Source organism: Lawsonibacter sp. OA9, from assembly GCF_022440585.1.
Genome location: NZ_JAKNTI010000022.1, coordinates 75,520 through 88,613, shown reverse-complemented (window position 1 = coordinate 88,613; position 13,094 = coordinate 75,520). Strand labels below are relative to the sequence as shown.

The window sequence follows — 13,094 nt, the reverse complement described above, 5'->3', positions numbered from 1 at the left end:
GGGGAATTTTATAGCCCGGCATCCGCAATAAAATATTGTATTTTTTCTTTCCATCGGCGGAAATTACCACAAAAAGGCGGGGGCCGCCCAAAATTGGAGCGGCCTCCGCCAAAATTTCAGTGATTTTGCCGGGATGAGGGAAGAAATGAGCGGGAAGCATCCAAAACGGCCTTACACCGCCAGCACACGAAGGGTAAACGTCAGTGTCATGAGGAGCACGCCCATGCTGGCACAAATATCCAGCGCCCAAGCCCGGCGGGCCGCCCTGTTGGAGTTCCGGGCACGTCGGTCCTGAACTGCCACCAGATGCAGGCGGGGCGCTTCCGGTTCCTCCCGCTCCTCCGGCAGAGGGGCCAAGTTGCCCTCTCTAGTCAGGGCTAGCTTCCGGCGGTACTCCTCCAGATCTACCACATTTCCTGTGTGGCGGACAAAATGGGTGGTAGTATAATAGATCGTCTGCATCCAAGATCCCTCCTAACGCTTTGAACCTACTATAAGAAATAAAACGTCCTATAAAACGGACTTTTTTCAGTCTCTCCAAAACGGAACAAATGTTCTGTTTTAAAAATACAACAGATGTTCGAGTCTGTCAAGACATTTTTCGAACATTTTTTCGATTTTCTGGGTGCCCCTTCCAGGGAAGTAGTAGGGCCTTTCTATTTAGTCAGACGAAAATTGACGAAAAAGGTTTCCTTTCTTTGCGAAAAACCTGTAACATGGTGCCAACGATTGTAGATAGAGTCTGATTTTTTTGGAAAGCCGTTGCTTTTTTTTCGGATTGGAGATATAATACCACGTCTGAAACTCAAGCTTCCTCTGCCACATGGAACAAGTCCCTCCTGTGACCCTGTGTCTCGGAGAAATTATTAATGGATGTTGGGCGGGCGCTGGTCTCTCCACCGACGAGCTCCTGCCCCGCGCAGTATTTTATACACGCCATTCGGCGCGCCCCATGGGCAATAGGGCTCCGAGTGGTTTTGCCATAGGTAAGGAGAATCACTGCATGAAAAATGAAAAGTTGAGAAATGTCGCCATCATCGCCCACGTGGACCACGGCAAGACCACCCTGGTGGACGAGCTGTTGAAGCAGTCCGGTGTCTACCGGGAAAATCAGGCCGTGGTGGATCGGGTCATGGACTCCAACGACCTGGAGAGGGAGCGGGGCATCACCATTACCGCCAAGAACACCGCCGTCCAGTACGGCGATGTAAAAATCAACATCGTAGACACGCCGGGCCACGCCGACTTTGGCGGCGAGGTGGAGCGCATCTTGAAGATGGTTAACGGAGTCATCCTGCTGGTGGACGCCGCCGAAGGGCCCATGCCCCAGACCCGCTTTGTGCTGTCTAAGGCCCTGGAACTGGGCCACCGGGTCATCGTGGTGGTCAACAAGATCGACCGCCCTGACCAGCGGGTATACGAGGTCATCGACGAGGTGCTGGAGCTGCTGCTGGACCTGGACGCCACCGACGAGCAGTTGGACAGCCCTATGCTGTTCTGCTCCGGCCGGCAAGGCACTGCCTCCGTCCAGCCTGATGTGGCGGGCAGCGACTTGAAGCCCCTGTTTGATACCATCATTGACTACATCCCCGCCCCCGAGGTGGACCTGGAGGCCCCCTTCCAGATGCTGGTGTCCTCCATTGATTATAACGAGTTCGTGGGCCGCATCGCCATCGGCCGGATTGAGCGGGGCACTATCCGCCAAAACCAGGAGATCGCGGTGTGTAACTACCACGACCCGGACGCCGCCCCCAAGAAGGCCAAGGTGTCCGCCCTGTATGAGTTTGACGGCCTGTCCAAGGTGCCCGTCCAGCAGGCGGAGGCGGGCAGCATCGTAGCCATGAGCGGCATTGGGGATATCACCATTGGGGACACCATCTGCGCCCCCGACAAGGTGGAACCCATTGAGTTTGTCAAGATCTCCGCGCCCACCATCGAGATGACTTTCTCCGTCAACGACTCCCCCTTTGCCGGCCGGGAGGGCAAGTTCGTCACCAGCCGGCAACTCCGGGAGCGCCTGTTCCGGGAGACTATGAAGGACGTATCTTTAAAGGTAAGCGAGGTGGAGGGTTCCACCGACTCCTTCAACGTGGCCGGCCGGGGAGAGATGTCCCTGTCCATCCTCATTGAGACCATGCGCCGGGAGGGCTATGAGCTCCAGGTCTCCCCGCCCCGTGTGTTGTACCAGGAGATCGACGGAGTGAAGTGCGAACCCATTGAGCGGCTGGTGGTGGACGTCCCCTCTGACTGTGTAGGCGCCGTGATGGAGAAGATCGGCTCCCGGAAGGGGGATCTGGTGGAGATGACCCCTGTGGGCGACCGGATGAAGGTAGAATTTCTGGTCCCCTCCCGCGGGTTGTTCGGCTATCGCAACGAGTTCCTCACTGATACCAAGGGAGAGGGCATCATGGCCTCTGTCTTTGACCGCTACGCCCCCATGAAGGGGGAGATCAGCCGCCGCTCCACCGGCTCGCTGGTGGCCTTCGAGACTGGCGAGGCGGTGACCTACGGCCTGTTTAACGCCCAGGAGCGGGGCCAGCTGTTTATCGGCCCCGGCACCCCTGTCTACGGCGGCATGATCGTGGGCGAGTGCCCCAAGGCGGAGGATATCTCCGTCAATGTCTGCAAGAAGAAGCAGCTGACCAATATGCGGGCCTCCGGCTCTGACGAGGCCCTCCGCCTGGTGCCCCCAAAGGTCCTGTCCCTGGAGCAGTGCCTGGAGTTCCTGGCTGACGACGAGCTGTTGGAGTGTACCCCGGAGAATCTCCGTCTCCGCAAGCGGCTGCTGGACCACGGCGACCGGATGCGGGAGGCTTCCCGAAAGAAGTCCTGACTGCAAAAATAAGCTGCACCGTGTTCTGACGGAGGCCAGAACACGGTGTATTTTATCCTGGAGATAAGAAGAGCGCCCCGTCCAGATGGACGGGGCGCTTTTTGATCAGTGTACGATGCTCAGGGACAAGGTCAGCAGGATCCAGAGGATGGCCACCCACTTGGTCATCTTGGCCAGTTTGGCATCCACGCTCTTGGCCTTATTTTTGGACAGGAAGGTGTCCGCGCCACCGGCGATGGCACCAGACAGGCCGGCGCTCTTACCAGACTGGAGCATAACCACAGCGATAACAGCCAGACCACACAGGACCTGGAGGACAGTAAGAATCATATTCAGCATTGTTTTCGTTCCTTTCAAGGCCCGGTGGGGCACAGATTCCAGAAATTATCCAGGCGAACCCGGAAGTACAGGAAAGTGTACCACAATTTTTCCCGGATTGCAAGCCTTTTCCGCGATTTTCTTCCGACGCGCGCCTGAAACACCATAGCTTATATATCCAAACCAGGCCGCAAGCGCAGGATAGTTCTTACAGGACGGCGATGGCCTCGATCTCCACCAGTACGTCCTTGGGCAGCCGGGCCACCTGGACAGCGGAGCGGGCGGGGCATTCGGCCTCAAAAAAGGTCTTATATACCCGGTTCATCTCCACAAAGTTTTCCATATCGCTGAGAAACACTGTGGTCTTCACCACATGGCCCATCGTCCCGCCCGCATGGGCCAGGATGGCCTTCAGATTGGTCAGCGACTGAGCTGTCTGGGCCTGGATAGTGGCCTCTACCACCTCGCCGGTAGCGGGGTCCACGGGGATCTGCCCCGAAATGAACAGCAGGTTTCCGGCCTTGACCGCCTGGGAGTAGGGTCCGATGGCGGCAGGCGCCTTTTCGGTGGAAATGATCTCTTTCATGACAAAAGCTCCTTTCATATTTGCATAAGCTAGAGTCAGTATATCAGGAACTGCTCCGTTCCACAAGCGCCTGTCTATCTTTTTCTGTCAGAGACCGAAGGGGGCTCAAGCCTTGGGACGGCTGTACAGCACTACGCCCCTCTGGCATGACATTTCCAGCTGCCCTGTATCCACCAGATACTCCACAAAGAAGCGGATATTCCGCTCAAAGCGCAGGGCCCGCCGGTTCTTTCTGGTGTACAGCTCATAGCGGGCGCAGGCGGCCTGGTCGATCTCACTGGCCGTCATGGGCCGGTCCACCAGCTCGAATATCTCCTGGGCCCGGCGCCGAACCAGCTTCTGGTTCTCCTCAATAAGCGTGTCGATCTCCCCGGAACCGCACACCCCCCGATGGGCCATAATATAGTAGTCACACCCCAGCCCCCGCAGCTTTTCCCGGCTGCCAATAGCCGCCTGGTGGCTCAAGCTGTATGGCAGCTTGGCCTCTATCATCTCATAGCTCAACAGGGCGTCAGCTGTATAGCACACATTGTCCGGCGTGACCGTACAGATGTGGCCAGCGGAGTGGCCTGGGGTGTGGACGATGTGAAACTCCGCGCCGCAGAAGGAGAAGGGGCCGTCCCCTGGCGGGATAATCACGTCGGGGGTATGAATCATATTGGAGGACTCCTCCGCCACCGTTTCAGGCGGCAGGGTGAGAAAATAGCACTTCAGCGTCAGCAGATTGGCGCACATCCCCGCTTCCGGAGCGGTAAGCGCTTCCGGTATACCGTATTTCCGCTGGAGATAGGCGCTGTTTCCACAGTGGTCGATATGGGCGTGGGAGCACAGGATGCCCGCCGGGACCAGTCCGGCCCCCTTCAGGCTCTCCTCCAGCTCCTTCTGCTCCTGGACCAGACCGTTGTCCAGCAGGACGCAGCGGCGCTCATCCAGCCTATAAAGAGGGATAAACTCCTGTCCCTCCAGCACCCAGGTATTGCCCTTGATTTGTGTCAGGTTCATGGTTCAGCTTCCCTCCAACGGATCGTAGTAAATCCATCTTCCCAGCTGATCCGGTCCATCTCTGTCTTATGAATCTCAAAACAGCATTGGGGGAGATCCCGAAATCCTTCCTTATCTTTTAAGCGTTCTATTGCTTCCCGCGCGTTGGCCTTCGAGGAAAAAACGCCAATCAGCTTTTCCTCATTATGAATACCAGTGCCATCTCTTTGCTCGTATATGTGCCATAGCATAAAAACATCCATGGATGGTCCTCCAAAATCAGATGCTGTTATTTTGCTTCAAATATACCATCAGCACCGCCACGTCCGCCGGGGATACCCCGGACACCCGGCTGGCTTGGCCCAGGTTTTGGGGGCGGATATCATTCAGCTTCTGCCGGGCCTCCAGCCGCAGTCCCTGGATGGACTGGTAGTCCAGGTCCGCAGGCAGAGGCCGGGCCTCCAGCCGCTTGACCTCCTCCACCTGGCGCAGCTGCCGCTGGATATAGCCTTCATATTTAATGGTGATCTCTGCCTCGCTGGCCACGGCGGGGGCCAGGTCCGGGCGGTCCGGGTCAAAGGGGGCCAGATCAGCGTAGGTCAGCCTGGGCCGGCGCAGCAGGTCGGCCAGCTTGGCCCCATTCCTCACCTGGGGCTCGCCCCGCTCCTCCAGCAGCCGGTCCAGCTCAGGGGAGGGCGGGGTGCCCGTGTGTTCCAGACGGCGGACCTCCAGCTCCACCGCCCGGCCCTTTTCCAGCACTCGCCCATATTGCGTCTCAGAGAGCAGCCCCAATTCCCGCCCGATGGAGGCCAGCCGCCGGTCGGCGTTGTCCTGGCGGTGGAGAAGGCGGTATTCTGTGCGGGAGGTCATCATGCGGTACGGCTCGTTGGTCCCCTTTGTCACCAGGTCGTCGATGAGGACGCCGATATATCCCTGGTCCCGCCGGAGGACCAGGGGGGGCCTTCCCAGTATCTTCAGGGCGGCATTGACACCGGCCACAAAGCCCTGGACCGCCGCCTCCTCATAGCCGGAGGAGCCGTTAAACTGTCCCGCTCCATATAGGCCGGACACCGTCTTTGTTTCCAAGGTAGGGAGCAGGCCGGTGGGGTCCATGCAGTCGTACTCGATGGCATAGGCGGGGCGTGTCATCTCGGCCTGTTCCAGGCCGGGAATCGTGTGGAGCATCTGAATCTGGACCTCCTCCGGCAGGGAGGAGGAGAGGCCCTGAATATACAGCTCCTCGGTATCCAGCCCCATGGGTTCAATGAACAGTTGGTGGCGCTCCTTGTCTGGGAACCGCTCCACCTTGGTTTCAATAGAAGGGCAGTAGCGGGGACCGATGCCCTCAATGGTGCCGTCATAGAGAGGGGAGCGGTCCAGATTGGCCCGGATCACCGAATGAGTTCTCTCATTGGTGTAGGTGAGATAGCATACAGCCCGGTTTTCCAGATGGTGGTCCGTCCAGAAGGAAAAGGGCTGGGCGTCCCGGTCCCCCTCCTGAATCTCCATTTTCGAAAAATCCACCGAACGGCGGTTGACCCGTGGGGGCGTACCCGTCTTGAATCGACGGATCGATAGGCCCAATTCTACTAGGCAGGCAGTCAGCGGCAGGGCGGCCGCCAGTCCGTCGGGCCCGGAGTCCCGGACCACCTCTCCCACGATGGTCCGCCCCCCCAGATAGGTGCCGGTGGCGACGACCGCGGCTCTGACCTGGTACACCGCCCCGGTGTGGGTCACCACCCCGGATACGGCTCCCCCCTCCGTCAGCACCTGAACCACCTCTGCCTGTTTGACCCACAGGTTCTCCTGGCTCTCTAAGGTGTGCTTCATCACCTTTTGGTACTCCCGGCGGTCCGCCTGGGCCCGTAAGGACCAGACAGCGGGGCCCTTGCTCCGGTTGAGCAGTCGGTACTGGATGCAGGCCTGGTCGGCGGCCCGTGCCATCTCTCCCCCCAGGGCGTCCAGCTCCCGGACCAGGTGGCCCTTGCCTGTCCCCCCGATGGCGGGATTGCAGGGCATATTACCCACCGCGTCCAGGTTGATGGTAAAGCACAGCGTCCGCAGGCCCATCCGGGCGGCGGCCAGGGCAGCCTCAATCCCGGCGTGGCCCGCCCCAATGATAGCGATATCATATTGTCCGGCGTTATAAGTCGTCATAGGTCTCTATCCTTTGGTATGATCGCGCGCCTGTCTGGCACCCTGTCCAGGCAGGCGTCTAATTCGGGGGGTATTGTATCACGATTTCCCCCCTGCCGCAAGAGGTGGTCCACAACGTCCCTTTTACATTTAGACTGATGGGTCCTAACTCTGTCGCTTTAGCTAAAACGACCTATTTTCAAGCATTGAAAGAATCACGAGAATGGTATATTATATAAAAACCGAGATGTTTTTCAGATTTTTTATTGATATTGTCTATGCAAATAGAACTATAACAAGGAGGTAATCTGTATGAGAAAATACATAGCGTTAGTTTTAGCGTTGATTTTAATGCTTGGGCTGGTCGGCTGCAAGGAAAAAACGGTCAATATCGACTTTCCATTTGAGGTCGGAGATGTTGAAACCATTGAACTGTATCGCTATGCGGGGGCGCCTGTTTCAGCAGAAAAGAAAGTTATTGACGCAGAAGAAACCATAAAAGACTTGTATGATAGGTTCGAGGGTTTAACCTTAAAACTCAAAGAGACAGAAGAAACCACAGGCGGGAAGATAACCAGTTTCAGATTTAATCTATCCGACGGAACAACCTATGAATTGATCTATGTCTGCTATGGAGTAAAGAGTGGCAAGCTAAAATCCTCAACAGGTAATTTTGAATACTTTACAAGTGCAGACATTGGATCTTATTGGAACGATATCGACCTTGAAGCAGTTTCCGTTGAAGAAAGCGAGTTGCCGAAGTAAGCCGGACCCATTTTAATTTGTGAACTGGGCTTATCTGAAAGGGCGCATGCTAAATTTTATCAGTATGTTGGTATGTGTCCTTTAAGGCTCTCGGCATACAGGTCGAACACAGACCAGGGAAAAGCTCCGCCTGTTCAATGGCGGAGCTTTTTCTGTGCATCTGACGAATGAATTGTTAGGTAAGCCTAAATCAGTCCAAAAGGTAAAAGGGAGCCCGCAACGTGGAAAAAACTGAGACAAAACAGGCAAAAAGAGGTGCTGAACGGGATTTTGTCTTGATGGTCCCTCCGCCACTGTGATATAATAGATAAGTTAATACTCCCCATATCCGCCCTTTGGCGGTATCCTGCATGGTCTGGAGGTGGATGCCAATGAAATACAGACAGTGGTCAGTGGCGTCCCCCGACGCAGCCCTTCGCTCCGCCCTGGAAGGGGCGGGACTGCCCCCCTTGCTGGCCTCCATCCTGGCTGCCCGGGGCATTCATAGCGGGGACCAGGCCCAGCAACTGCTGTCCCCCGGAGGGGAGTCCCTTCTGTCTCCTCTGTTGATGCTGGGCATGGATCAGGCGGCGGCAAGGGTCCGGCTGGCCCTGGAGCGGGGAGAGCAGATAGCGGTCTATGGGGACTATGATGTGGACGGCATCACCGCCACCTGTCTGCTCACCGAATTTCTGTCCGGCGAAGGGGGCGCTGTGCTGCCCTATATCCCCGGCCGGCTGGAGGAGGGCTATGGCCTGAACCGGGAGGCCATCGCCTCCCTGGCCCGACAGGGCGTCACGCTGATCGTCACTGTGGACTGCGGCATCACCGCCGTGGATGAGGTGGCCTTCGCCAGTCAGTTGGGTGTGGACGTGGTGATCACCGACCACCACACCTGCAAGGGTATTCTGCCTGATGCCGTGGCGGTGGTAGACCCCCACCAGCCCGGCTGTCCCTATCCCTTCAAGGGGCTGGCCGGCGTGGGAGTGGCCCTCAAGCTGGCCATGGCCGTGGCCGGTTCAGAGAGAGCCTGCAAGGTGTGGGAGTCCTCCTGCGACCTGGCCGCCATCGGCACCGTGGCCGACGTGATGCCTATGACCGGGGAAAACCGGCGCATCGTCAGCGCCGGCCTGGCCCGGTTGAACCCCTCCCGGCGGCTGGGGCTGGCCCGGCTCATCTCTCTGTCCGGACAGGGGGACCGCCCCATCAGCTCTGTGTCGGTGGGCTATACCCTGGCCCCCCGGATCAATGCCTCCGGCCGGATGGGGCGGGCAGAGGCCGCCCTGGAGCTGCTCATGACCGGGGACCCGGAGCGGGCGGAGGAGCTGGCTCAGGAGCTGTGCGCCCTGAACCGGGAGCGCCAGACCGTAGAGGGCGAGATCTTCCAGCAGTGCGTCCAGCGGCTGGGGGAGGCTCCCCAGGCCGAGGCCCTCGTGCTGGCTGGCCGGGCCTGGCACCAAGGGGTAGTGGGCATCGTGGCCTCCCGCCTAGCAGAAAAATATGCTAGACCCTGCTTTATGATTTGCCTGGACCAGGGGATGGGCAAGGGCTCCTGCCGCTCCTGGGGCGGAATCAATCTGTTTGAACTCCTGGAGGAGTGCGCCCCTCTGCTGGAGAGCTTTGGGGGCCACGCCCTGGCCGCCGGCTTTACCGTCCGGGAGGAGCGCATCCCCGCCCTGGCGCAGGCTCTAGCACAGGCGGTGGCGGAGCGAGCCCAGGGGACCGAGCTGCCCTCTGTTCTGGAGGCGGATGGGGTAGTGCCACCGGAGCTGCTCACCGTGGAGGAGGTATCCGCCCTGGACCGGCTGGAGCCCTGTGGGGTTGGAAACCCGCGGCCCGTGCTGGTCCTCAGTGGAGTGCAGATTCACTCTATGGCTCAAGTGGGCCGGGGCCGGCACCTGAAGCTGAAACTGGAGTCCCGTGGCATTCTATTGGACGCCATCTGGTTTTCCGCCGACGGCGGGGAGCTGGGCCTGTCCCCCGGCTGCCGGGTGGACGCGGCCTTTTATCCCCAGATCAACGAGTTTCGCGGCTGTCGCTCCGTGCAGCTCCAAATCATCGACCTGCGCCCCGCCCCCTCCAGGGCACAGCTGGAGCAGGCCATCTATGACAAGTATCGCCGGGACGAGGCCCTGACTCCCCAGGAGGCCCGGTTCTTATTGCCCAGCCGGGAGGAATTTGTCTGCCTGTGGAAATGGCTGGACCGGCATTGCTCCCCCAGTGGTCCACTGGAGGACACCCTGCCCCGGATCTCCCGGGCGGTGGCCCGCTCCGGAAGGCAGGTCGAGGTGCCTGCCCGGACCCTCCTGTGTCTGGAGGTGTTGGAGGAGCGGGGCCTGATCCAGCTGGGCCGCAGCGCCGGCCGCCTTCAGATCACCCTGAACCGGCTGGAGGGGAAGGTGGATCTGGACGCCTCTCTGCTGCTGCGGCGGCTGCGGGATGTCCTGCGTGAATAAGGCGAGCTCCTCAAACTTTTACTCTACTTCGAGGTGATCTTATGGACCCTATTCTGGTCCGTTATCAGGCCCTTGAGGACAAGGTGGCCTCCTATACCCCAAATCTGGATACCAAGCGGCTGTTCGACGCCTTCACCTATGCCGACGCTGCCCATAAGGGCCAACTGCGCAAGAGCGGAGAGCCCTATATCATCCATCCCCTGGCTGTGGCGGAGATCGTCGCCGACCTGGGGCTGGACGTGGACTCCGTCATCGCCGCTATGCTCCACGACTGCATCGAAGACACCGCCTCCACTCATGAGGAGATCGCCAAAAAATTCGGCGCCTCTGTGGCCGAGCTGGTGGAGGGCGTCACCAAGCTGACCAAGATGCAGTTCGTCACCAAGGAAGAGGAGCAGATGGAAAATCTGCGCAAGATGCTCATGGCCATGAGCCGTGATATCCGAGTCATCCTCATCAAGGTGTGTGACCGGCTGCACAATATGCGCACCATGGAGTACCAGTCCCCCAAAAAGCAGCGGGAAAAATCCTTGGAAACCATGGAGATCTATGCTCCCATCGCCCACCGCTTAGGTATGCAGAAGCTGAAGTGGGAGCTGGAGGACCTTTCTCTGCGCTATCTGGACCCCATTGGCTATAAGGAGATCGAGGACGAGCTGGCCCGCCGCTCCTCCGCCCATGAGGAGTTTATGACCTCCATCCAGCATAAGATCCAGCAGCGGCTGGCCCAGGACGGCATCCACTGCACCGTCTACGGCCGGGTAAAGCACATCTACTCCATTTACCGCAAGATGTTCGCCCAGAATAAGACCTTGGACGAGATCTTCGACCTGTACGCCTTCCGGGTCATCGTGGACGACATTCCGGAGTGCTACAATGTGCTTGGCTGCATCCACGATATGTTCAAGCCGGTGCTGGGGCGGTTCAAGGACTATATCGGCACCCCCAAGCCCAATATGTACCAGTCCCTCCACACCACCGTCATCGGCCGGGAGGGCATCCCCTTTGAGGTACAGATCCGCACCTGGGAGATGCACCAGACCGCCGAGTACGGCATCGCCGCCCACTGGAAGTACAAACAGGGGATGGCCAACCAAAAGCTGGGGACAGAGAAGGACTTTGAGTGGGTGCGCAAGCTGCTGGAGAGCCAGCAGGATACCGACGCTGAGGAGTTCGTCCGCACCCTGAAGGTGGATATGTTCGCCGACGAGGTGTTCGTTTTTACCCCCAACGGCGATGTCATCAACCTGCCCAACGGGGCCACCCCCATTGACTTCGCCTATAACATCCACTCCGCTGTGGGCAACCACATGGTGGGCGCCCGGGTCAACGGCCGGATGGTCACCTATGAAACGCCTCTGAAAAACGGCGACATCGTGGAGATCATGACCTCCAAATCCGCCAAAGGCCCCAGCCGGGACTGGTTGAAAATCTGCAAATCCAACGAGGCCCGGAACAAGATCCGCCAGTGGTTCAAAAAGGAGCGGCGGGAAGAAAATATCGCCACTGGCCGCGCTGCCTTCGAGGCAGAGCTAAAGCATGTAAAGATCCCCCTGTCCGCCATCACTGGGGAGGAGGTGCTGCCTCACATCCTCCACAAAGTGCGCTTTGGCACTCTGGACGAGCTGTACGCCTCCATCGGCTATGGCGGCACCACTGCGGTCAAGGCGGTGGCGCGGGTGAAGGACGAGCTGCTTCGGCTGGGCCGGCTCCAGGCGGAGAAGGCGGCGGCCTCCTCCAAGAGTCTGGAGGAGAGCGTGATCGTCCCCGGAACCGGCGCAGCCCCCGCCGCAGGCCAGGTCAAGCCCAAGCACTCTGACTCCGGTATTGTGGTGGAGGGACTGGGCAACTGTCTGGTCAAATTTGCCAAGTGCTGCACCCCCGTGCCAGGCGACCCGGTCATCGGCTTTATCACCCGCGGCTACGGCGTGTCCGTCCACCGGGCGGACTGTCCCAACGCCTCCCCCGACAAGCGCCGGCCAGAGGAAGCGGACCGCTGGGTCAAGGTGTCCTGGGTGGAGAGCGACCTTCCCAATTATAAAACAGCGTTGGAATTGGCCTCTAAGGACCGGGACGGCCTGACACTGGATGTGGCCATGGCCCTGTCCGCCGCCAAGGTAAAGGTGACCGCCCTGTCCGCCCGCTCCCAGCCGGACGGACACGCCACGGTCAACATCGTGGTGGAGGTCAAGGACAAGGCGGAACTGAGCGCCGTCATCAACAAGCTGAACAACATCCAGGGGGTCTATTATGTGGCCCGATCTTCCGGGAAATGACATCCACAGGGAGGAAGCAATATGTTGTTTAAAGTATTGGGAATCTTTTTCGCATGGACCTGGATCTTATGGGCTTTTTTGTTTGTTTTTTGTCTAGTAGCCGCTATCTCTAGGGCTATCCAGGAGGCGGGAGACGGCCAAGACCACAAGTCCGTCCTGTATACCTTTTGGGCCGCCCTGTTCTTTGCTGTCATATTGGGCGGGTTCAGCTCGCTGTTCGCACTGCTGTAAACATTGTTAAGAAAGCGAGGTCAAATTATGCGCGCAGTCGTCACAAGAGTTTCCTCCGCCTCTGTCACCATCGGCGGAGCGGTGGAGGGGACCATTGACCGGGGCTTCCTGATCCTGCTGGGGGTGGGCCCCAGCGACACCCCGGCGGTCTGTGATAAGCTGGCAGAAAAGATCTGCAACCTGCGGGTTTTCGAGGACGAAAACGGCAAAATGAATCTGGATCTGTCTCAGGTTGGCGGCTCTCTGCTGGTGGTGTCCCAATTTACTCTGTACGCCGACACCAAGAGCCGCCGCCCCGGCTTTAGCGGGGCGGCCAAGCCTGACCTTGCCGTCCCACTGTACGAGCGGTTTATCGACCAGTGCCGGGCCAGGGGATTTCAGGTGGCCCACGGCCGATTTGGAGCGGATATGCAGGTGGCCTCTGTTAACGACGGGCCGGTCACCATTTTATACGATACAGACCACTAAGAGGAAAGCCAAAAGTATGAAGCGCGGAGATACCATATCCGGCCGTGCTGGGCGGGCTGTTCGCC

General features: G+C 58.8%; 12 protein-coding genes. 6 read left to right on the top strand and 6 right to left on the bottom strand.

The window, feature by feature from the left end; translation table 11 throughout:
- Positions 1-171: 171 nt before the first annotated feature.
- Positions 172-462 (bottom strand): hypothetical protein, encoded by a 291-nt coding sequence (locus tag MCG44_RS01375; RefSeq protein WP_147572434.1) that lies wholly within the window; start codon positions 460-462, stop codon positions 172-174.
- A gap of 541 nt (positions 463-1,003) precedes the next feature.
- On the opposite strand from MCG44_RS01375, the gene typA reads away from it, so the two are divergent.
- A complete protein-coding gene (gene typA / locus MCG44_RS01370) occupies positions 1,004-2,833 on the top strand; it encodes a translational GTPase TypA (RefSeq protein WP_147572435.1) in 1,830 nt (609 codons plus the stop codon).
- A gap of 105 nt (positions 2,834-2,938) precedes the next feature.
- Here the strand turns inward: typA and secG are convergent, their stop codons facing one another.
- The 5 genes from secG to mnmG all read right to left on the bottom strand — a co-directional run bounded on the left by secG (position 2,939) and on the right by mnmG (position 6,875).
- Entirely contained in the window at positions 2,939-3,172 is a 234-nt protein-coding gene (gene secG / locus MCG44_RS01365) for a preprotein translocase subunit SecG (protein WP_147572436.1), read from the bottom strand.
- 187 nt (positions 3,173-3,359) lie between these two features.
- Positions 3,360-3,737, bottom strand: coding sequence for a RidA family protein (locus tag MCG44_RS01360; protein WP_147572437.1), 378 nt, complete (start codon positions 3,735-3,737; stop codon positions 3,360-3,362).
- Between the two features lie 105 nt (positions 3,738-3,842).
- Positions 3,843-4,739, bottom strand: a complete 897-nt coding sequence (locus tag MCG44_RS01355; RefSeq protein WP_240286419.1) for an MBL fold metallo-hydrolase — start codon at positions 4,737-4,739, stop codon at positions 3,843-3,845.
- Positions 4,736-4,981, bottom strand: a complete 246-nt coding sequence (locus MCG44_RS01350) for a hypothetical protein (RefSeq protein WP_147572439.1) — start codon at positions 4,979-4,981, stop codon at positions 4,736-4,738. Before MCG44_RS01350 ends, MCG44_RS01355 begins: the two co-directional genes overlap by 4 nt.
- A gap of 16 nt (positions 4,982-4,997) precedes the next feature.
- Positions 4,998-6,875 carry a tRNA uridine-5-carboxymethylaminomethyl(34) synthesis enzyme MnmG gene (gene mnmG, locus MCG44_RS01345; protein ID WP_240286417.1) on the bottom strand — a complete coding sequence of 626 codons (1,878 nt, stop codon included), beginning with the start codon at positions 6,873-6,875 and terminating at the stop codon, positions 4,998-5,000.
- Between the two features lie 291 nt (positions 6,876-7,166).
- Between mnmG and MCG44_RS01340 the strand changes: the two genes are divergently transcribed.
- The 5 genes from MCG44_RS01340 to dtd all read left to right on the top strand — a co-directional run bounded on the left by MCG44_RS01340 (position 7,167) and on the right by dtd (position 13,029).
- Positions 7,167-7,619, top strand: a complete 453-nt coding sequence (locus tag MCG44_RS01340; protein ID WP_186852909.1) for a hypothetical protein — start codon at positions 7,167-7,169, stop codon at positions 7,617-7,619.
- A 371-nt stretch (positions 7,620-7,990) separates the two neighbouring features.
- Entirely contained in the window at positions 7,991-10,054 is a 2,064-nt protein-coding gene (gene recJ, locus MCG44_RS01335) for a single-stranded-DNA-specific exonuclease RecJ (RefSeq protein WP_186852910.1), read from the top strand.
- A gap of 41 nt (positions 10,055-10,095) precedes the next feature.
- Positions 10,096-12,330 (top strand): RelA/SpoT family protein, encoded by a 2,235-nt coding sequence (locus MCG44_RS01330; RefSeq protein WP_147572443.1) that lies wholly within the window; start codon positions 10,096-10,098, stop codon positions 12,328-12,330.
- A gap of 21 nt (positions 12,331-12,351) precedes the next feature.
- Positions 12,352-12,561: a hypothetical protein gene (locus tag MCG44_RS01325; protein WP_240286415.1), complete on the top strand. Its 210-nt coding sequence runs from the start codon at positions 12,352-12,354 to the stop codon at positions 12,559-12,561.
- Between the two features lie 27 nt (positions 12,562-12,588).
- Entirely contained in the window at positions 12,589-13,029 is a 441-nt protein-coding gene (gene dtd / locus MCG44_RS01320; protein WP_240286413.1) for a D-aminoacyl-tRNA deacylase, read from the top strand.
- Positions 13,030-13,094: the final 65 nt, after the last annotated feature.